The sequence below is a fragment of the Lacticaseibacillus thailandensis DSM 22698 = JCM 13996 genome (assembly GCF_001436135.1).
Classification (GTDB): domain Bacteria; phylum Bacillota; class Bacilli; order Lactobacillales; family Lactobacillaceae; genus Lacticaseibacillus; species Lacticaseibacillus thailandensis.
Genome location: NZ_AYZK01000003.1, coordinates 113,979 through 135,112 on the forward strand (window position 1 = coordinate 113,979; position 21,134 = coordinate 135,112).

A 21,134-nucleotide genomic window follows, 5' to 3' on the forward strand; every position below is an offset into this window, starting at 1 on the left:
TTTTATTTACGGCGCGTGTCGCCTGATTGACGTTAAATTTTCGGTTGTGGTGCGCCACTACATATTGTTGGGAGCTGATGGTGACTGGTATACTGTTGGCAGGTTATAGGTAACAGGAGGATGGACATGGGTGTACGCAAGTCGTACCGCATTAAAAAAGAGGACGAATTTCAAGATGTTTTTGACCATGGCCAGTCCGTGGCGAACCGCAACTTTGTGATCTACCACATTGCGCGGCCAGACGCTAAGCACTACCGGGTAGGTATCTCGGTGGGTAAAAAGGTGGGCCACTTTGCGGTTACCCGTAACCAGATCAAACGCTACATTCGCCAAACGTTATTAGAGTTGAAGGGGCAGTTGCCCGATCAGGTCGACTTTCTCATCATCGCACGCAAAGGAGCGGCGGAACTCGACATGGCGGGGACCAAGCAAAACCTGATCCACGCTTTCGTGTTGGCGGGCATGTTGCCGCCGTCAGCATTAGGGTCAACGACACATAGTTCCAGCAAGTAACGCTCAATACTTATTCAGTGGGGGAAAATCTCGTGAGAAAACAGACAAAACGTATCCTCGCGGTAGTCGCAATGCTCGGCCTAGTGTTGGTTTTGGCCGGTTGTTCTACCAGCCCGGTTACGAGTCACAGTACCGGCTTTTGGGACCGGTACGTCATCTACAACGCCGCACAGTTCATTTTGTGGTTGGCCAAGCTCTTTGGCGGTAATAGTGGTGTCGGGATCATCGTCTTTACTTTGATTATCCGGATCTTGATCTTCCCACTGTCCTACATTTCCACGAAGAACATGACTAAGCAGAGCGAAATCGCTCCGCAAATGAAGGAATTGCAAAAAAAGTACAGCGCTAAGGACCCGGCCACGCAGGAAAAGCTACGCGATGAGACCCAAAAGTTGTACGCGGAGGCTGGCGTAAACCCCGTCATGGGTTGTTTGCCAATGCTGGTGCAGATGCCGTTCCTGTTCGCACTGTATCAGGCCATCTTCCGGACGGAGGCCCTGAAAGTGGGGCACTTCCTCTGGATGTCTTTGGGGAGTCCTGACCCCCTGTACATCATGGGTATTCTGGCGGCGGTCTTCACCGGGCTCACGAGTTGGGTATCGATGATGGCGCAGCCGGTCCAGAGCAGCATGAACTGGATCATGGTCGCCGTAATGCCGATCTTTATTTTCATCATGGCGCTGAGCTTACCCAGTGCCGTGTCGATTTACTGGGTGGTTACGAACGCGTTCTCCTTGGTACAAACGTTCCTGATTCAAAACCCATTCAAGCTAGCACGGGCTCGTGAAGCTAAAGCACAGGCTGAAAAGGACCGGCAACGGGCATTACGCAAGGCCCGCAAGCGTGCCTTGGGACACAAGTAGTACGATAGTAAGTGATTGATACGGGGCCGGGACGAGCGTTGTCACCGGCCCCGTTAGCATTGAAGCGTTAGGACGTTAATGGGAGGACACTATGCCGCAGTTTGAGGGTAAAAACATCGCGTCTGCTATTGATACCGGTATCCTCACCATGGGGGTCACGCGGGAGCAGGTGCAGGTCCGGGTCATTCAGGAGGGCAAAGCCGGTTTCTTTGGCTTGGGGGCCCACCCGGCCATCGTTGAATTGACCCGGGTCGATCCGGTAACGCCGGAACCGACGGCGTCACTGGTGCGGACCGCCGCTGTTGAGTCGGCTGCACGGGCAGAAGCGCGTAAGAGTACGCCGGACCACGCCGACGAACGTGAACTGGCCCTGAATGCGGCTGCCTCGTCGGAACAGGTGGGCAGTCACGTCAGCAAGCACGCAGCCGCCAACCACGCGGCCGTGCAGGCCATCACCACCATGCTCCAGGCCGTGGGGGCCGACATGGGGATGAAGGTCACGGTCCGCCACGAGAAGGTGCATGGCGGGATGACGTTTCACCTTACCAGCAACCGGGAGGCGTCCCTAATTGGACGCCACGGCCGGACGATCAACGCTTTGCAGTTCGTGGCGCAGACGGTCTATGACCGCCATAGCCATGGTAAGTGGATCATGACGCTAGATGTGGGCGACTACCGTGAACGGCGTCGGGCCACGTTGCGGCGGCTGGCAAAGCGTACGGCGCTCGAGGTGGTTGCTACGGGCCGGCCCGTGTATTTAGACCCGATGCCTCCCTTTGAGCGGAAGGTGATTCACCAGGAGCTCGGCGATAATCCGCACGTGGAGACGCGCTCTGAGGGGCGTGGCGACGATCGCGCGGTGATCGTGAGCCCCCAGCGGTAGCCGCTTTTGACAGTGCCCGGGTAATTGAGTATATTTAACGACAGAATAGAAAACGTATTGGTTGGGTCGCGCTGCTACTTTGGCAGTGCGCTTCCGATCTAGTGACGAGGCAGTCAAAGTGCTTAGTCACCCCCGACGTGGTGGGGGTGGTGGGCGCTTTTTTTGTTCCCGTTACGAGTAATTACGGTAAGGAGGAGCGTTATGAGTCAGAATGTAACTGCGTTTGATACCATTGCGGCGATTGCTACGCCGCCTGGTGAGGGGGCCATTGCCATTATTCGTGTCTCTGGTCAGGATGCCATCAAGACGGTGAACGCGCTGTTTCGTGGTCGCGACTTGACCAAGGTGGCCACGAACACGATCAATTACGGGCACATTGTCGACCCCGATACGCACGCCGTGATCGATGAGGTCATGGTCAGCGTGATGCGGGCGCCCAAGACGTACACTTGCGAAGACGTAGTCGAAATCAATACCCACGGGGGTATTTTGGCCACCAACCGCGTGCTACACCTAGTTGTTGGCACGGGGGCCCGGATGGCCGAACCCGGTGAGTTTACCAAGCGCGCCTTTCTGAATGGGCGCATCGATTTGACCCAGGCGGAGGGCGTGATGGATATTATTCGCGCCAAAACCGACCGGGCAATGGACGTAGCGGAGCACCAACTCGCTGGTGGTTTGGAGACCGAAATTCGCGCGACCCGCCAGAAAGTGCTAGACGTCCTCGCCCAGGAGGAGGTCAACATCGACTACCCGGAGTACGACACGGACCAGATGACGGCCCAGGCCATGCGCCAGTGTGCCGAGCTGGTTATCAAGGACATTGACCGGTTACTCCAGACGGCGACGGAGGGCCAGATTATGCGTGACGGCCTGGCTACGGCCATCGTCGGTCGTCCTAACGTGGGAAAGAGCAGCCTGCTTAATTACCTCCTGCACGAAGACAAAGCCATTGTGACGGACGTGGCGGGTACCACGCGTGACGTGCTGGAAGAGTATGTCAACGTGCGCGGCGTCCCGTTGCGGCTGGTCGATACGGCCGGGATTCACGATACCGACGATAAGGTGGAAAAAATTGGTGTCGAACGCTCCCGGGCGGCGTTGGCGGCCGCAGACCTCGTGCTGCTGGTGCTGGATGCCAGCCACCCACTCACGGATGAGGACCGCGAACTGTTACAAGCGACTCAGAAGCAACATCGCATCGTGTTACTCAACAAGCAGGACCTGCCGACCGCGTTTACGGCGGCGGACCTGGCAGAGTGGGTAGAACCGGCTGACGTGTTGGCGACCTCCGTGGTCACGACAGCGGGGATGGACGCCTTAGCAGAGCGTATCAGCACCATGTTTATGGGCGGCATTGCCAACCGGCAGGCCGAGGTGATGGTCACCAACGCACGGCAGGCGGGCTTGTTACGGCAGGCCCGGCAGTCACTCCGGGACGTCCTCACGGGACTGGACAACGAGGTGCCACTGGATATGGTACAGATGGACCTCACGGATGCGTGGGACCGACTGGGTGAAATAACCGGTGATGCAGCGCCCGACGAATTGATTACGACGTTATTCAGTCAATTTTGTTTGGGCAAGTAGTAGGAGGAACGATTGTGACAGAACCAAAGGCAGTAAAAGAATTCGATGCGGCTACGTATGATGTGATCGTAGTGGGTGCAGGCCATGCCGGCTGTGAAGCTGCGCTAGCCGCCGCCCGGATGGGGCAAGAAACGTTACTCGTGACCCTTAATTTGGACATGCTGGCGTTTATGCCGTGCAACCCGTCCGTCGGGGGACCCGCCAAAGGGGTCGTGGTGCGCGAAATTGATGCCCTCGGTGGTCAAATGGGGCGCAACATTGACCAAACCTACGTACAGATGCGGATGCTCAACACGGGCAAGGGCCCGGCCGTGCGGGCCTTGCGCGCGCAGGCGGACAAAGCCGCTTATCACCGCACCATGAAGCATACGATTGAACAGACACCACACCTGACATTACGTCAGGGATTGGCGGAAAAGCTGATCGTCGAAGACGGCGTTTGCAAGGGCATCGTGACCGCCACCGGCGCGCGTTACCACGCCCAGGCTGTGGTGCTGACGGCCGGCACGAGTTCCCGGGGCAAGATCATCATTGGTGAGTTAATGTACAGTAGTGGTCCCAATAATTCCCTACCAAGCATCCACCTGTCCGAGAACCTGGAGAAACTGGGTTTCAAGCTTCGCCGTTTCAAGACCGGGACGCCGCCGCGTGTGGATGGCAACACCATCGACTTTGACCAGACCGAAGAGCAGCCGGGCGACAAGGAGCCGCACCACTTTAGCTTTAGTACCCCGGATTCGGTGTACCTGAAGGACCAGCTGTCCTGCTGGATGACCTACACCAACAGTACGACTCACAAAATTATTCGTGATAACTTGGACCGTGCTCCGATGTTTTCTGGTGTCATTGAAGGCGTCGGTCCGCGCTACTGCCCGTCGATTGAGGACAAGGTGGTCCGTTTTGCGGATAAACCGCGGCACCAACTGTTCCTCGAGCCAGAAGGTCGGGACACGGATGAGTACTATGTCGGCGACTTTTCTACGTCCATGCCCGAAGAGATTCAGTTGCAGATGCTCCACAGCGTGGCGGGACTCCAGAATGCCCGTTTGATGCGGCCGGGTTACGCGATTGAGTACGACATCATCGAGCCGTGGCAACTGCGGGCCAACCTGGAAACCAAGCGGGTGCAGAACCTCTTTACTGCCGGACAGATGAACGGGACGAGCGGGTATGAAGAAGCCGCTGGGCAGGGCCTGATCGCTGGTATCAACGCTGCGTTGCGCGTTCAGGGTCGCGATCCGTTCATTCTGGGGCGTGATGAGGCCTATATTGGCGTCATGATCGACGATTTGGTCACCAAGGGGACTAACGAGCCGTACCGCTTGCTGACGAGCCGGGCGGAATACCGTCTGATTTTGCGGCATGATAACGCGGACTTACGGTTAACGGACAAGGGCCACTCGTTGGGACTGGTCAGCGACGCGGATTACGCACGCTTCTGTGCTAAGCGCGATGCCATCAACGCCGAACGTGAACGGATTAACAAGGTGCGCATTAAGCCAGCCGTGGCTAACCCGTGGCTGACGGCTCATGGTGATGCCCCGCTGAAGGACAGCGTCACCGCTGCTGAGTTCTTACGGCGGCCTGAGGTCGATTACGACGTTTTACGGCAATTAATTGACGTGCCCGATTTGGATCACCAGGTGCTGGAACAGGTTGAGATTCAGGAAAAGTACCAGGGTTACATCCGGAAGGACGAGCAGCGGATTGCTAAGTTACGCCGTCAGGAAGCCAAGAAGATTCCGGCCTGGGTAGACTACGACCAGATTTCCGGCCTGGCCACGGAAGCCCGGCAAAAGTTGAGTAAGATTGAGCCCACTACGCTCGCCCAAGCGGGCCGAATCAGTGGGGTGAACCCGGCAGATCTTGCCATCTTAGCTGTATTTATTGAACAGGGCCAGCGGGTCAACGCCTAGGGTCAAACAAAAAGCTCACCATCGGTTGATGGTGAGCTTTTTTCGTTCCTTGGCTGGTGCACTGCTAATTATTTCCCGGGAAATAATTACACTTCAAAGTCAAAGAAAGGATTGATCTGCTTTTGTAAGGCGTGAATCTGAATGAAATCAATGTCCGGGAACAGACGGTAGAGAAAACCTGCAAACGTATCCCTGCGGAATTTGTAATCCATTCGGCCCATCCGGTGCAGCTTGGTACCGTCGTCTGCGTACTCCCACACTTCCAGATTGTATGTTTTTTTCGGAGAGATTGTGATAAAAGTACTATCATTGATGGCAATACGGTTCGTTAAAGTTGTTTGTTCAATCATGAGACCCCTCCATTGGTCACCCATCCCGGGATAGGTGACGCTGATTAATGCGCACTGCAAATTATAGCAGAGAATTAGGGCCATAAATATTACAAATAAAAGTCCACTTATGCTTGTGCAACACAATAATGATGATTGCTGCAGCCATTGGCATGGCTGGGATTACGCGTGCGGCTGTATTTCACAAGCCTGGTGTGCCGGGCTTATTCAGCACAATGTATATTTACCGGTAACGTTGCCTAACCACTAATGGACGAAGGTCTGCACAAGCATGGCAATGGCCGGGATACCATTGTTAAACATGTGTAGGCCAATCGAATAACGGAGGTCATGATGGTACCGGTAGGTAGCGGCTAATACCAGACCAAGTGAAAAGTATAACAGGTAGGCAAGGGACAGGTGCTGTTCGTGCATGAACGCAAACAACAGGGCACTCGTTACACACGCCATAATGTTATTTAACCGGTTATTACGCCGCCAGAACAGGTTCATGAAAATGCCGCGGAAGGTGAGCTCCTCGAGGAACGGTGCCAACAGTGCAATCATGACAAAGTAGGTTAATGGCATGTAATTAAAGCTGGACGTAATCAACTGTTGGTTGTGTGCCTGGGTAAAGTGGCTAAAGTGGTTGTAGCCCAGGTTAGCCCCAATGATCACGGCGTACATGGTCACCAAGAAGAATAAACTTTCAATCCGAAAGCGACGACGGTGAATGCCAAGGGGGTTAGCCCGACGTAATTGCCGCCGGTATAGCCACATGAGTACGCCGAACTGTATCAGGGCTGCGGTAATGGTGATGAGGGCGAGCCACCAATCGTATTGGTGTAGCAGCTGGAGTTCAGTAATGGGACCGACCGCGGCGCGCAGCCAGCGCGTCACTATGACGATGGGAACTTGATAAAAGAAGAGGCCAATGGTGCAGACTGCCATCAGGAGCACAGACAGAGTTTGCCGGACGAGCCAACGCCACGACCAGCGGAATTCAGCGGTTTGCATGTAGTGCCTCCTTAGTACCGGGCGTTATTTCCCGGGAAATGCTAGTAGCGAAAATAAGTGTCAAGAAAACTGGCGATGTGATTTTGATATTGGTTCGGATCCACCCAGTAACTCTCTGCGTGCGCGGCACCGGGGACCAGCCACAGGTCTTTGGGCCCACCCGCGGCCGCAAAGTTTTCGCGACCCATAAACGTGGGCACGTAGGTGTCTTCCTGACCGTGAATCACTAGCAGTGGCAGTTTACTGCGGCTGAGCGCCCCCGCCACGTCGACCGCCTTAAAGAAGTAGCCAAGGCGGCGGTAGTTGATCAGGCTCGCCAACGGAACAATGGGCCGCCGGGGAAGGTGAAAGACGTGTTTGAGTACGTAGGTGAATTCGCCGTCCAGACTGGAATACCCGCAGTCTTCCACCACGGCTTTGACCTGCGACTGCAGGTGCTTTTCGCCGCTCACGAGACTGACCGTGGCGCCACCCATGCTCGTACCGAACAAGAGGATGGCTACCTCGCTGCCCAGATGGGCAACAATCTGGTCGATCCAGCGGAGGTAGTCCAGGCGGTCGAGCCAGCCAAAACTGATGTAGTTACTGCCCGAGCCGCCGTGGCCCCGGTCGTCCGGCATCAAGACGTTGAAGCCCATCCGGTGGAACATACGCGCATAATTACTCATGGTGATACCAGTGCCCTTGTAGCCATGGCCAATCACCACGGCTTTGTGACTGCCTCGACACGGAACCCACAGGGCACTCAGGCGTTCACCATCGGGCGCTTCCTGGTGCCACACGGCGAGGTCGGGCCGCATTTTGACCCAGTTGACGTCGGTGTAATAGTCTGGCGCATACTTGAGCATGGTGGCGCCGGCGTTAGGAATGTAGTCGATGCGCTTGAAGGCGAACTGGTAAAACTTCTCGGCGGTTGCTGCCAAGGCACCAGTCGCAATTAGGGGCACACTCAGTCCCACAATGGTACGAGTCTTCATCGTTATGCCATCCTTTCCGTGACGATTACTAATAAGCACATTATACCTTAACGGGCGGTGGTGACGCGTGCACCAGTCGTGTATAATTGTTGTGATAATAAGAGTGGATTAGCGGAGGAAATATGTCAAAACTGAAATTGTTTGCGTTGAACAGCAACGAACCGCTTGCTGAAAAGATTTCCCAGTCAGTCGGCGTACCGTTGTCAAACGCGAGCGTCAAGCACTTTGCGGATGGCGAAATTCAAATTGACCTGGAAGAAAGTGTCCGGGGCGCTGATGTGTACGTCATTCAGTCCGTGTCGGATCCGGTTAACGAAAACTTGATGGCACTGCTGATTATGATTGATGCACTCCGGCGGGCTAGTGCGCACCAGATCAACGTGGTCATTCCTTACTATGGTTACGCCCGTGCCGACCGGAAGGCCCGCTCCCGTGAGCCCATTACGGCCAAACTGGTAGCCAACATGCTGGAAATGGACGGATCCGCCCGGGTGATTGCCGTCGACCTCCATGCAGATCAGGTTCAGGGTTTCTTTGATATTCCCGTGGACCACCTGAATGCGCTCGGTTTGTTGGCCAACTACTTCATTGACCATGGTATTAACGACAACGTGGTGGCTATCGCCCCGGATCACTCTGGGACTAAGCTGGCACGGAAGTTAGCGGAACACCTCGACGCCCCGCTGGCAATCGTTGATAGCCGTCCTGGTGACGAGAACATCGGTGTTATCGGTGATGTGGAGGGCAAGACCGCCATCATCGTGGACGACATGATCGACACGGGACAGCGCATCGTAGAATCCGTTGAGGCTTTGCGGGAGCACGGGGTCACCGACATTTACGCTTGTGCGACCCATGCGGTGCTGTCCGCTGGCGCCAGTGAACGGTTGTCCAAGCTTGGGTTGAAGAAGATCGTGGTAACGGATACGATTGATATTCCCGAAGAGGATCGCCTCGACAACATGGTCATCATTTCCGTGGGTGACTTGATTGGTCGGGCCATTACCCTGATTAGTAAGAACGAATCGATCCATCCACTGTTTGATTAGTAGTAACAAGAATAATAATCAGTAGGCCGCCACGGGACGTCATCGTGGTGGCCTATTTGCATCTTGGCGCAGCCAGACGCCCTACTGGGGGACGAACTGGTTAATAATTACAATAATCTAATCATATTCTCAAAAAATGTGGTACAACTATAGTTAATTGATTTGCGGATCCGAATGATTCGGGTCGGTTGCCGATACCGTCGTGGCCGTTATGGCACCACGTGCACACAATAGGGGGAATACTCATGGCAAAAGCACAACCATCAGATTTTGATTGGAGCAAACTAGGTTTTGGTTATCATGACCTACCGTACCGTTACCGCGCTTACTACAAGGACGGCAAGTGGTCCCAGGGTGGGTTGGAAGAAGACTCATACTTGCAGGTGAGTGAAGCCGCCCAGGCCTTCCATTACGGTCAGGAAGTCTTTGAAGGTTTGAAGGCCTACCGCCGCAAAGACGGAGGTGTGAACGTCTTCCGCCCGGATATGAACGCTAAGCGGATTAACACGTCAGCTGACCGGCTGAAGATGCCACACGTGCCCGAAGAGATGTTCCTGGACGCCGTTAAGCAGGTCGTCAAGGCCAACCAGGACTTTGTGCCACCCTACGGTACGGGTGCCACGTTGTACCTGCGTCCCTTCTACTTTGGGACGACACCAATGGTTGGGGTGCACCCGGCTGATGCTTACACCTTTGAAATCTTTGCTACCCCAGTCGGGGCCTACTATCCAGGTGGTCTGACGCCAACTTCCTACGTGACGAGTGACTATGATCGGGCAGCCCACGGTGGGACTGGTGCGGCCAAAGTTGCCGGCAACTACGGCTCCAGTCTGCTCCCTGGCGATATTGCCCACAAAGGTGGCTACTCGGATGCCGTCTACTTGGATCCCAGGTTACACGAAAACATTGAGGAACTAGGTGGGGCCAACTTCTTTGGCATCACCAAGGACGGTCGCTTCCAGACGCCGAAGTCACCTTCCATTTTGCCATCCATTACCAAGTTCTCCCTCCTGGAACTTTCTAAGGAGTTTGGGCTGATTCCCGAACAGACGACTATCAGTATTTACGACCTCGACAAGTTCAGTGAAGCCGGCGCGATGGGGACGGCGGCGGTCATCTCGCCAGTGGGTTCCATTACGCACCATGGTCACAAGCACGTGTTCTACTCCGAAACCGAAGTGGGGCCGTACACGACCAAGTTGTACAACCGGTTGACCGCCATCCAGTTTGGCGACGAAAAGGGTCCTGATGGCTGGGTTGTGGACGTGCCGTTGAAGTAAAAGTTATTGGCTGACCCCCAAGTGTGTCAGGTCACGTGGTTGGCGATATTTGAACGAGTATGTGCAGTGCGCTTCCGCTGAGGGAGCGCATTTTTGTTACCCTTTTCCGTATAAAAATGCGTGTCACCCTTGCCGGGTCTACATATTAGTGATAATATATTTAAGTCGTGAACGTCACGACAAGTTCCATGGGCGGTTAGCTCAGCTGGCAGAGCACCGGACTCTTAATCCGGGTGTCCAGGGTTCGATCCCCTGACCGCCCAGCATATTTCCAGTAGTTAGTGTTGGTAGTTGCGTAAGTAGCTACCAACACTTTTTTATTACAGAAACCAGCGTAATCATTCTGGGCCGCCAATTGATCCAGGAATTGGGGGCAAATCACTCCCCCAAGACAGAAAGCACCGACCACGCGGCTGTTAGCCATCTGTTTGGTCGGTGCTTTTTAGTGGCTTTGGTGAATATTATGATTTACTCGGTAGTTACCTAAGGTATTGGTTGAAGAATGATTCAAGCTTATCAAACGGACTTAAGGTGCGGTTAATACCACCATCATTGAGTTCAGTGTGGTACGACTAATCTTTTTTATAACGATATTTGTCCGTAATGGGTTAGGCGTATTACTCACATTCGAGGGGCTCATTATCCCCCAGTGCTGGTAGTGACTTAGTATTCCGACCGTTACGGCCACGGTTGAGCACGAAAATGTACATTATATGGAAAAATACCAGACGTTTTTTCCCATTGCGGAACGGTTTATCCAAAGGCTACAAGATCGATTGACGGATTAAATTGCCATTGTGGCGGGAGGTTGTTGACTCCTCGGCAGACGCAGAGGAGTTCTTTTATGGTTACGTCAATGGCGATGTTGTTGTATGTTAGGAGTATTGCGACGCGTAGCGTATGATGCTGTCACGACGAAACGGAGGTTTACATAGAGTGGACGAACTATTTGAAAAAGCACCGGTACCCAAAGTTTACATGCAACTGGCACTCCCAGTCGTGGTGGGGATGGTTGCCAGCATGGTGTACAACCTCGCTGATACCTTCTTCATTGCCAAAACGGGCAACGCCGACCTGGTGGCGGGCGTGGCGCTGGGAGCGCCGTTATTTTCGTTCATGTTGGCCCTGGGTGACATCTTTGGCCTCGGCGGGAGCGCGTTACTCTCGCGGCTCATGGGCAAACATAGCTACGCCGAGGTGCGCCGCGTTAGTAGCTTTTGCTTCTACGCGGCTATCGGTCTGAGCCTGGTAGTGACCGCCCTCATGCTCGGCTTTGAGCGGCCCATCTTGACGCTACTTGGGGCCACGGCAGCCACGCGTCCGTACGCGGGGGCCTTCTACCAGATGCTGGTCGGTGGTGCGGCCTTCATCATCGTGTCCCTCGTGCCCGGGAACATCATCCGGACGGAGGGGATGGCCCGGCAATCGATGATAGCGACGATGGCGGGCACCATCTTTACCATCATCCTGGACCCGATCTTCCTGTTTGTGCTGCACTGGGGGGCCGGCGGTGTTGGGTTGGCCAACGTTATTGGTTACGTATTGAACACGGGGTTACTAGTGTGGTTCATGGCCACCAAGTCCCACTACCTCAGTTTAAGTGTACGGGCCGCACACATTGACCGCACGGCACTCTGGGAGGTCATCGCCATTGGGATTCCTGCATCGTTGACCAACTTCATGCAAAGTTTCGGCACGATGCTGCTGAACCAGCACCTAGCGCCATACGGGGCGAACGCAGTGGCGGCGATGGGCATCGCGCAGAAGGTCTACATGATCGTGATGCTGATCATGGTCGGCTTTGCCTTTGGCGCCCAGCCGCTCGTGGGGTATAACTATGGTGCGCACAATCGCGAACGGCTCCGGGCCATTTTGCACTATGATTTCAAAGTTGAAGTGGTCTACGCCGTCGTGTGCGCGGTGGTCTTGATGCTGGCGGCGCGGCCCGTCTTGCGATTATTCATGAACCAGCCAGCAATCGTGACCATGGGTAGCCAAATGTTGCGGGCACTGCTACTCACGACACCGTTCGTCGGGGCGATTCTGGTGTTCACGACGGTGTTCCAGTCAACCGGGCAGTCTCTGGGGGCGTTGGTTATGTCCATTTCGCGGCAAGGGGTCATCTTTGCCGTCGTCATGTTGGTGTTGCCGCGCCTGATGGGCTTCAACGGAGTAATTTGGGCCCAGGCGGCCGCTGACGTGCTGACCTTCCTGGTTGGGCTCGTATTGTACCGGCGCAGCAAGATTTTGGCGTAGCGGGGATCCACTTTCTGTAAACACCAGTTGTCAACGTTGTGACGCCGAATTACGGTCACCGCAGGGTATTTTGGTCAGGAAACGGCGGTGCTGGCCAGCACCCACCGCGACTTTTGGGGCGCCCCGTACGTTTACGTTATGAACGCCTATATTTTCTCATTGAACGTACCACTTACATCGCAGTAGCGCGCCTGTGCCGCCAATTTAGTGAAAAATAGGTGACTTATTACCAATAATTACCATTATTTATTGTGGTAGCGTTTACTATCACCTGTAAGGTCGCTAAAATTAAGGTAATCGCACGTATCACGGTGCTTGCCCCTGGTGGCACCCGCCCTACGTGGAGGCGACAGGGGGCTACTCGATGTATCGTTACTTTGTACAGCCACAAATTGATAAATTTAACGCAGCAGTGACTGGTTATGAGTTGTTTATGAAGCAATATACTGAAAATGGCTGGCGGCCACCGGCGGATTTTACCAAACTGCCAACCGCGATCATTGCCGACGAGTTACTCAAAGTTGCGGACCGGTTGTCACTCAAGATGAAGTACGTCGCAGTGAACCTGAACCGCGTACAGTTGGTCAAACCGGAAGTGACTGCGGCCGTCATCGCCGTGCAGAACCGGGTGCGGCCCTTGCGAATCGTCGTCGAGATAACGGAAGACCGGTCCGACCCCGTTGTCCCGATGGGGGCGGTCCGCGCGGCCTTCCAACAGTTATACGCGCGCGGGATTGAAATTAGCTTGGATGACGTCGACTGTGGTGAGAATACCGAGGTGACGTCAGTACCGCTCTTACCGTTTGTCGATGAGATCAAGTTTGCCATTCAGAACTTTGATCAGGGGTTTGCGAACCCAATCGTGCCGCGGCGGATTTCGTTCTGGACGAGTGTGGCCCATCAAAACCACCTCCGCTTTGTGCTGGAAGGTATTGAGGACCGACACGATGACCAGGTGGCCGACCGCATGGGTATTGAGTACCGGCAGGGTTACTATTATGGGCGTCCGCACTTGTTGCGGCTCGCAGCTAGCGATCCGCGGTAAGGATCTGGTCCCGGCGAGTAAAGCACAACCATTATTCATTCAGCATATAATCAAGTAGGCGCGAGCAGAAATTTGAAAATTCCTGCTCGCGCCTGCTTTGTTTTACTGAAGGATGGCCGCGCCGCCCCCGCAATGTGAAGGGGTGCGTTGCGACGCACAAACCGCTGTGGCCAAAAAAGCGTTAACGGCATAGGACATATTTTTTCATAGGCGCCATTTTGGGTAGCAGCGTTGATGCACTGCGATGGTTCTGGTGGTGCCTATTTTGCTTTCTATACATCAATGCCGGTGGGGTGGGGTTTAGCGCGGATGGCGGCGCCTATTTTGCAATAGGTCCTATGCTGCTTTTGGGGAAAACGCCGCCATTTTTCTACGCGGCCGCTGCTTGGTATCCGCGATGGGGAACTGGGGGTCATGCAAAGGGGGTACCCACCACGCGGGTGCCTCCTTCTGGGTGTTATTCGTATAAGTACCCCGCGGCTCGCAGTGAGGCGCGGATGGCGTCAAGCTGGGGCTGATCCTGGTACAAAATGGTGTGCGAGTGCACGCCGCTAGTCAGTTCCGATAGCAGGTGTCCCTTTTGCGCGGCCATCTTGGCGACAAAGAGTTTGATGTCGCCTGGCGTGCTAATGTTAAGTTCACCGCGCAACACCCCGTAAAGCGGGTGGTCAACGATCACGTCACGAATGATACCACCCTTGTCGATGATGCGTTGCATCTCGTCCGCCGTATCCGCGGGGAGGTGGCGGCAAACGATCAGCGCCTCGTTCGCGTTAACGTGGTTGTATTGGTAACCCGCGGGGGTGGCGATGATGTCTTCACCCCGTGCGCGTAGTAAGGCGACGTCGCCGACGATCGTTTGCCGGCTGACATTCAGGCGCCGGGCGATTTGGGTGGCGCTGATGGGTGCACTCGCGTTGCTAATGAGCCCCTGGATAAAGGTGCGGCGATCGGTTTTGTTCATGATGAGTTCCTCCGTGTGTTGGCAGTATTACTGCTTGAATAGCCTGAACGTTATGTATCTGTGTGGGTCACCACAGACGGTGATTAGTGGTACAATTACGAACAATGGCGCGGGGTGTCAAGACACCTTAACACCCCGGAAAAGGATGGAAACATGCGGAATTTAACTTTACTAACGGATCTATACGAGTACTCGATGGCCAACGGTTTTGAGCCGAGTTGCCGCCCACCCGCGCTACCTTTGACGTATTCTTTCGCCAGGTCCCAGACCAGGGGAGCTTCGTGGTGGCTGCGGGGCTCCAGCAGGTGGTGCAGGCGCTGAATAACTTTCATTTCGACGAGGATGACTTGGCTTACCTGCGCTCGCTGGACTTGTATAATGAGCGGTTTTTAACCATGCTCAGAACCATCAAGCTGGATTGCACGGTGCAGGCGGTGCCGGAGGGGCTACCGGTCTTTCCACGGGAGCCGCTCATGACCGTTACTGGTCCCATCGCGCAGGCGCAAATGCTTGAGACCCTAATACTAAATATACTAAATCATCAGTCGTTGATTGCAACTAAATCGCGGCGAATTAATTTTGCGGCAGCTGGCCGGCCCGTTATGGAGTTTGGGGCGCGGCGGGCGCAGGGTCCGGATAGTGCCGTATACGGGACGCGCGCAGCCGTGATCGGCGGCTGTGGAAGCACGTCTAACGTTCTGGCCGCCAAGATGTTTGGCATCCCCGCGGCGGGGACGATGGCCCACAGTTGGGTGGAGTCATTCAACAGTGAGCTGGACGCGTTCCGGGCCTGGGCCCGGATGTATCCGGACAACAGCGCGTTGCTGGTGGACACGTATGATGTTTTGGGCTCTGGGGTCCCGCACGCCATCACGGTCTTTAAGGAGTTGGCGGCGGCCGGTCACCAGCCGGTCGGAATCCGCATTGACTCGGGCGACATTACGGCCCTTGCCAAAGCCGCACGGGCAATGCTCGATGCCGCCGGGTTCCCCGAGGCTAAGATCACCGCGTCCAACGCGCTGAACGAGCAGATCATCACGTCGTTGCTCCAGGAGAGCGCCCCCATTGATAATTTTGGGGTGGGTGAAGAGCTGATTACCAGTTCGTCAGCCCCCGTCCTCAGCGGGGTGTACAAGCTGGCGGCTATCGAGCAGGACGGTCAAGTGGTGCCGAAGATGAAACTGAGTGCCAGCAAGGCCAAAGTTACGTTGCCGGGCCGTAAGCAGGTGTACCGCCTGTACCGGCCTGGTGCCCACACCGCCTTTGCGGACGTTATCGCCTTGGCTGACGAGGCGGTGGCCGGTCAGCCGCTGACGGCGGTCAATAGTGACCCGTTAAGTACGCACAAAGAGGTCACGTTAACCGACTATGAGGCGCGCCCGTTGCTGCAGTCCGTGACCTCCGCGGCTAGCGTGGATGATGTCTTTGCGATTCAGCACCGGAGTCAAACGTGGTTACGGGAGTTGCCGGCCCCGGTCTTGCGGTTGGTGAACCCAGACACTTACCACGTGTACTTGGCGCCGCAGTTGGCCCAGCTCCAGGCGGGGCTGCTCCGGGAGTTACGGGGTAACTAACGGTCACCCCTGATGGGTGGCTACCAGGCACAATATTGCCTAGCAGCAAGGGGACGTTTCACGTGGAACGCGGTGTAGTGTCACTTGGTGCCGATAACCAAAAAAAGCGGCCGTCATCCAGATAGTGCTGGGTGACAGGCCGCTTTTGGCCTAATCAGGTTGAACTGCAACGGACGCGGGCATTACCAAGCATAGGCCTCTGGTGCGGCGCCGACTGGTGGGAAGATCTGGTCGAGTTCTTCCAGTACGTCTGGTGATAGGTGCACGTCCAGGGCGTGGACAGCGGCTTCTAACTGTTCCATCGTGCGTGGGCCGATGATTGGCGCGGTCACCACGGGGTTCTGGAGCAACCAAGCCAAAGCTACGGTCGACTGGGTTTCGCCGAGCTCTTTGCACAGGTCTTCGTAGCGCTGCAACTGTGCCTTGCGGGCCGCGCTGAGCAGCTTGTTCTGGGCCGCGCGCCGGCCGTTTGGGTCCGTTGGGTGCAGAATGTTTTCCGCCAGCTGACCGGACTCTAGTGGGCTCCAAATCAGCATACCCATCCCCAGGTCCTTGATCGTCGGGAGCAATTCAAGTTCTGGTAGCCGGGTCAGCAGGTTGTACTTGTGCTGCTCGGACACTAGGCCCAGGAAGTGGCGGTCGTGTGCGTGTGCAGCGGCAAAGGCAAGGTGACGGGCACCAAAGTTGCTTGAACCCGCGTACAGGACTTTGCCCTGCGCGATAACGTCTTCGTAGGCGCCAAAGATTTCGTCCCAGTTAATGTGGTGGTCAATGTGGTGCATCTGTAGTAATTCCACGTGGTCGGTCTGCAGGCGCCGGAGTGAGTCGTTCAGGCTCCGCTTGAGCTTGTAGGCGGAAACCCCAGCTGGGTCGTTAGGCCCGTAACTCGGGTCGTCCATGTGGTTGTAGAACTTAGTGGCGAGGACGGTGCTCTCACGGCGGCCGTCACCCTTAGCGAACCAGCGGCCAACAATTTCTTCGGTCCAACCAGCGTGCGCGTCAGGGTTGGCGCCCCGGCCATAAACATTAGCAGTATCGAAGAAGTTGATACCTAGTTCCCGAGCGCGGTCCATGATCTTGTCCGCGTCCTCTTCGCTGGTCCGTGGGCCAAAGTTCATGGTGCCCAAGACTAGACGGCTGACCTTCAAACCGGTATGACCAAGTGTTGTATATTGCATAAATGATCCCCCTTTAACGTTCAGTGAAAGTGGCGCCCGTCAAACGGTTGTGGCGCTGATGGCAACAAGCCGGTTATGATTGCGCTTACTTTTAGTATAGCGCAAAAGTAAGCATGCGGTGTAATTAGTTATCAATCTGGACGTGCACGCGCAGGGTAAACAATGGTTGACCAGCTTGGTGAATGCGCTACCATAAGGGTGGCAATACACACAGGACACCAAAGGAGCGTGGAGGCATTTATGGACACTTTAACAACGATTAACCAGCGGCACGCTATTCGCAATTACACGGGTGCAAAGCCAACCACAGAGCAACTGAAGCAGATTCTGACGGCGGCCGAGTCGGCACCGGTCGCAATGGGACAGTTTGAACGGTACCACTTAACGGTGATTGAGGATCCGGACACGTTAGCTGCCATTAATACGGCGGCTGCCGCGGCCTTTCATGGTGATGGAGGCCCAATGCTGTACGGTGCCCCGGTCTTCGTGTTGGTTTCGGTCGACGCTAATGGTGGTGAGTTGAGCAACGCGGATTACTCCAGCGCTGCAATTATCGCGCACACGATGGCGCTAGCAGCCACCGACCTCGGCCTGGGTACGTGCTATATCTGGGGCGCGGTTGCGGGGCTCGTGCAGTCGCCCGACACTGTCGCTCAACTGCAGTTACCGGCCGGCTTTGTGCCAACCTGCGGCATCACGTTAGGGCCAACCACGGAGCAGTACGCACCGCGGCCGGTCGACGAACACCGTATCGGGGTGACACAGCTATAATTTGAAGCTGTTTCACCAAAAACCAGCCCCTCGTTAGCAAAGTATGCTAACGAGGGGCTGGTTTTATCTATGGGAATTTTTTGATGAGAAAACTATCTGGCACAAAATTACATATATGCAATGTTTGGTTAACTTAGTGCTCAAAATTGCGTGACTTTAGTTTCTTCATCAATTTGGTGAAGGATAATGTTGATGAAATAACAATATTTGTAGTTGAAACAATACTGGGTGATTTTTGGTACTATTTTGTACTCATGGAGGGACCGATTATGAAGTTGAGCGTTAAACAGGCCGCAGTGGTTGGTACTGCGGCAGTTGCCTTAGTTGGTACGGGCTGGATAAATCAAATGCATCGTGTCAGTGCCGATACAGCACAGACAAACCAGATAACAGTCACGCAGGCACAATTAGAGCAAGCACAGGCAAATGTTAACTCCGCAACGGCGGCGGTAACACAAGCTCAGGTAGCGTTACAGCAAGCTCAAGCCAAAGTTAGTAGTTTGACGACGCAACTAGCTGATCAGCAGGCTGAAGTGGCGAAATTGAAGGCCACTCAAGATGATCAGCCAGCAGCGCTGGAAGCGGCACAAGCACAGTTGGCGCAAACACAAGGCGCGCTTGCCGCCGCCAAGCAAACATTAACAGCGGCCCAAAATAACCAAACCAGCAAACAGAACACGTTAGCCCAGGCACAAACATTGCTAAGTCAGGATCAGTCCGCGGTTGCTGCAGCGCAAAAGGAGGTCAATAATCGTCAAACTGCATTGGCAGCGGATGAGAAGGCTCAGACAAATACGACACCAGTCAATGCCACAACGTTGGCTAATGCTAAGCAGAAGTTACGTCAGACTCAGCAGCAAGCCAACCAGGCTGACCAGACTGCTGCTAACAAGGCCACTATTAAGAAGCTAGCCGACCAATCGGTTGCTTCGGCACAACAGGAGGATGTAGCGGCCAAGGCAAAATTGAGTAAGGATCAAGCTAACCTGGATGCGGCACAAGCTAAGTTGAATCAAGTTGACCAAAAGATTGCGGATGCTAACACAACAGTATCGACCGCTGAAAAGACGTTGGCTGCAGAAGAACAGAAGGCAGAGGCACAGTCGTCCGCAAACGTAATTGTGCTGCCGGCCGGTGTGGACCGAACACTATTTAATCGAGGGCTAACTAATGACCAGATTGAGGCAATTTTGGCACCGGGTTTTGACTTAAACGCGGAATTTCATCACAACGAGGCTGATGAGAAGGTGACCACTAATCTAGACAGCCCAGAAATTGAGCGAGAACTAAGTATCTTTGCAGCCAGCTTACTTAACCCATTATGCAAGCAATTGAACTTTAACCAGTGGCAGGTCACCGATTTATCGGTCAAGGTTGCTCAGGATATGGCTGATCAATATGATCAGGACAAGTTTGATATGGGAGCTACGGGTGATCACGATCTTCCAGCATTTGCGAAAGTTGAAAGTGAAAACAATATCCTGGGAATCAGTGAAAGTGGATTACCGTATTCCAATATTGGAGGCGAACCATTTACGTCACTAGATGCTGAAAAGGAAAGCCTCTACTACAGCTTATTGAGTTGTATTTTTAATGATGAGGCTTCGCAGTTTGGTCATACGCACAATGTACTCAATTGGAACACCTTACTTGATGGTCCAAGTGATCAGGTTACGATGTACGAGGGTATCTCACATGACCACGTCGGAGAGACTAGCCTACATTTTGTAAATTTTGGTCTTACCAATAATGATTCGCGTATCACTGCGTCATACCCTATTCCCACAGTTGATACTGGTTTAGCGGAACAAATCACCTCGCAGCGTCAGGTGGTAGCACAGGCTAAGCAAGCACAGATTGATGCATCTAATGCTAGATCTACTGCTTTGGCGGCCCAGGCAGATGCTAGCTTTGCGGTTCAACAGGACAATGTTGCGGTGGCTAAGGCCGATTCCTCGCTACAGCAATTTGTTCAAATGCAAACAGCTGCCGCCGAGGATCTAGCTTCAGCACAGAAGCAGCAAGCCGCTGCTCAGGCTGCGATGCAGCAAGCGCAAACAGCACTTGACCAATTACAGGCGCCTGCTGCTACTGATCAGTCGGCCGTCACTCAGGCACAAGCCGCCCTGCAGACTGCTACGGCTGCTTTAGCAACGGCCAAAGCAAAACTATCAGCTGACCAAGCGGCAGTTGATGCGGCGCAACGCGCAACGGATCAAGCACAGACGGCGGTTGCTGCGGCAATTAAAGTCGTTCAGGTAGCAACCGCCGCTCAATCAGCCGCTCAACAGGCGTTGGTTGATGTTGACAATGTGGGTGAAGCGTTACCGGATGCTGAAGCAAAACAAACAGCACTCGCTAATAGTCTGGAGGATGCTAAAATTGCGCTGGCCAGCACAACTGTCGAAGCCCAAGCGGCCCAGAACAAGCTGGATCAAGCACAAACAAGGCTGGCATTGATGCGGGTCGTGGATACGACGGCACAAAAGGTCAGCCCGTTAGTGGTCAAGCCAGGCAAATCTAAGCAGGCACCAGCGTCAAACGAACAGGTTCAAGGTAATGCTACTACTGGTGCAAATGCAACAGCCACTGAGCGAGAAGTCCACGTTACGCAAGTACAACACGTGGGTAGTGCGGGTGTACCGATACGTACTATCAATAAAGCCGGGACAATTCCGGTTGGTAGCACCAAGACTATAGCAAAAAGCACAACGGTGACGCATCATCAGCAGCAATTCCCACAAACTGGTGATACTGCCAGTGCGACATTAGCCATGGTTGGTTTAGCATTAATGAGCTTACTGGGTATCGGGATGACTAAGCGGCGTCGTGTCTAAAAGTTTCACGTGAAACAAGTTTAAAGTAAAGACGCTCCCACCACGTTCCCAATACGGGGATGTGGTGGGAGCGTCTTGGTTTAATCTGTCCG

16 protein-coding genes, 1 tRNA gene and 1 pseudogene are annotated in these 21,134 nt (G+C 54.4%); 13 read left to right on the forward strand and 5 right to left on the reverse strand.

Annotated elements, in window-relative coordinates:
* Window positions 1-126: 126 nt before the first annotated feature.
* The 5 genes from rnpA (at window position 127) to mnmG (ending at window position 5,765) form a co-directional block, all read left to right on the forward strand.
* Window positions 127-513, forward strand: coding sequence for a ribonuclease P protein component (gene rnpA, locus FD19_RS05840; protein WP_056969345.1), 387 nt, complete (start codon window positions 127-129; stop codon window positions 511-513).
* A 71-nt stretch (window positions 514-584) separates the two neighbouring features.
* Entirely contained in the window at window positions 585-1,376 is a 792-nt protein-coding gene (gene yidC / locus FD19_RS05845) for a membrane protein insertase YidC (RefSeq protein ID WP_056969346.1), read from the forward strand.
* A gap of 91 nt (window positions 1,377-1,467) precedes the next feature.
* Entirely contained in the window at window positions 1,468-2,259 is a 792-nt protein-coding gene (jag, locus tag FD19_RS05850) for an RNA-binding cell elongation regulator Jag/EloR (RefSeq protein WP_054750367.1), read from the forward strand.
* A gap of 201 nt (window positions 2,260-2,460) precedes the next feature.
* Window positions 2,461-3,849 carry a tRNA uridine-5-carboxymethylaminomethyl(34) synthesis GTPase MnmE gene (gene mnmE, locus FD19_RS05855; protein ID WP_056969347.1) on the forward strand — a complete coding sequence of 463 codons (1,389 nt, stop codon included), beginning with the start codon at window positions 2,461-2,463 and terminating at the stop codon, window positions 3,847-3,849.
* 14 nt (window positions 3,850-3,863) lie between these two features.
* Window positions 3,864-5,765, forward strand: coding sequence for a tRNA uridine-5-carboxymethylaminomethyl(34) synthesis enzyme MnmG (gene mnmG, locus FD19_RS05860; RefSeq protein ID WP_056969348.1), 1,902 nt, complete (start codon window positions 3,864-3,866; stop codon window positions 5,763-5,765).
* 86 nt (window positions 5,766-5,851) lie between these two features.
* On the opposite strand, the gene FD19_RS05865 is transcribed toward mnmG, so the two are convergent.
* From FD19_RS05865 to FD19_RS05875, 3 genes are all read right to left on the reverse strand, one after another.
* Complete coding sequence (locus FD19_RS05865) at window positions 5,852-6,115, reverse strand: hypothetical protein (RefSeq protein ID WP_056969349.1); 264 nt, start codon at window positions 6,113-6,115, stop codon at window positions 5,852-5,854.
* A gap of 246 nt (window positions 6,116-6,361) precedes the next feature.
* Entirely contained in the window at window positions 6,362-7,111 is a 750-nt protein-coding gene (locus tag FD19_RS05870) for a CPBP family intramembrane glutamic endopeptidase (RefSeq protein ID WP_054750369.1), read from the reverse strand.
* Window positions 7,112-7,152: 41 nt separating this feature from the next.
* A complete protein-coding gene (locus tag FD19_RS05875; RefSeq protein WP_056969350.1) occupies window positions 7,153-8,088 on the reverse strand; it encodes an alpha/beta hydrolase in 936 nt (311 codons plus the stop codon).
* Between the two features lie 122 nt (window positions 8,089-8,210).
* Here FD19_RS05875 and FD19_RS05880 point away from each other — a divergent pair, with 122 nt between their 5' ends.
* The 5 genes from FD19_RS05880 (at window position 8,211) to FD19_RS05900 (ending at window position 13,718) form a co-directional block, all read left to right on the forward strand.
* On the forward strand, window positions 8,211-9,137 hold the full coding sequence (locus FD19_RS05880; protein ID WP_054750371.1) for a ribose-phosphate diphosphokinase: 927 nt from the start codon (window positions 8,211-8,213) through the stop codon (window positions 9,135-9,137).
* A 245-nt stretch (window positions 9,138-9,382) separates the two neighbouring features.
* Window positions 9,383-10,417 (forward strand): branched-chain amino acid aminotransferase, encoded by a 1,035-nt coding sequence (locus FD19_RS05885; protein WP_054750373.1) that lies wholly within the window; start codon window positions 9,383-9,385, stop codon window positions 10,415-10,417.
* 190 nt (window positions 10,418-10,607) lie between these two features.
* Window positions 10,608-10,680 (forward strand) — tRNA-Lys (locus tag FD19_RS05890).
* 673 nt (window positions 10,681-11,353) lie between these two features.
* On the forward strand, window positions 11,354-12,673 hold the full coding sequence (locus FD19_RS05895; RefSeq protein ID WP_054750375.1) for an MATE family efflux transporter: 1,320 nt from the start codon (window positions 11,354-11,356) through the stop codon (window positions 12,671-12,673).
* 364 nt (window positions 12,674-13,037) lie between these two features.
* The gene (locus FD19_RS05900; RefSeq protein WP_054750377.1) at window positions 13,038-13,718 is read left to right on the forward strand and encodes an EAL domain-containing protein; all 681 of its coding nucleotides are present in this window, start codon (window positions 13,038-13,040) and stop codon (window positions 13,716-13,718) included.
* 457 nt (window positions 13,719-14,175) lie between these two features.
* Here FD19_RS05900 and FD19_RS05905 read toward each other — a convergent pair whose 3' ends face one another.
* Window positions 14,176-14,682: a transcription repressor NadR gene (locus FD19_RS05905; RefSeq protein ID WP_056969351.1), complete on the reverse strand. Its 507-nt coding sequence runs from the start codon at window positions 14,680-14,682 to the stop codon at window positions 14,176-14,178.
* 153 nt (window positions 14,683-14,835) lie between these two features.
* On the opposite strand from FD19_RS05905, the pseudogene FD19_RS05910 reads away from it, so the two are divergent.
* Window positions 14,836-16,256 (forward strand): annotated as a pseudogene (locus tag FD19_RS05910) (nicotinate phosphoribosyltransferase).
* Between the two features lie 182 nt (window positions 16,257-16,438).
* On the opposite strand, the gene FD19_RS05915 reads toward FD19_RS05910, so the two are convergent.
* The gene (locus FD19_RS05915) at window positions 16,439-17,434 is read right to left on the reverse strand and encodes an aldo/keto reductase (RefSeq protein WP_054750379.1); all 996 of its coding nucleotides are present in this window, start codon (window positions 17,432-17,434) and stop codon (window positions 16,439-16,441) included.
* A gap of 240 nt (window positions 17,435-17,674) precedes the next feature.
* Between FD19_RS05915 and FD19_RS05920 the strand changes: the two genes are divergently transcribed.
* Both FD19_RS05920 and FD19_RS05925 read left to right on the forward strand, forming a co-directional pair.
* Window positions 17,675-18,205: a nitroreductase family protein gene (locus FD19_RS05920; RefSeq protein ID WP_054750381.1), complete on the forward strand. Its 531-nt coding sequence runs from the start codon at window positions 17,675-17,677 to the stop codon at window positions 18,203-18,205.
* A gap of 269 nt (window positions 18,206-18,474) precedes the next feature.
* Window positions 18,475-21,042, forward strand: coding sequence for an LPXTG cell wall anchor domain-containing protein (locus FD19_RS05925; RefSeq protein ID WP_056969352.1), 2,568 nt, complete (start codon window positions 18,475-18,477; stop codon window positions 21,040-21,042).
* The last annotated feature ends 92 nt before the right edge of the window (window positions 21,043-21,134 follow it).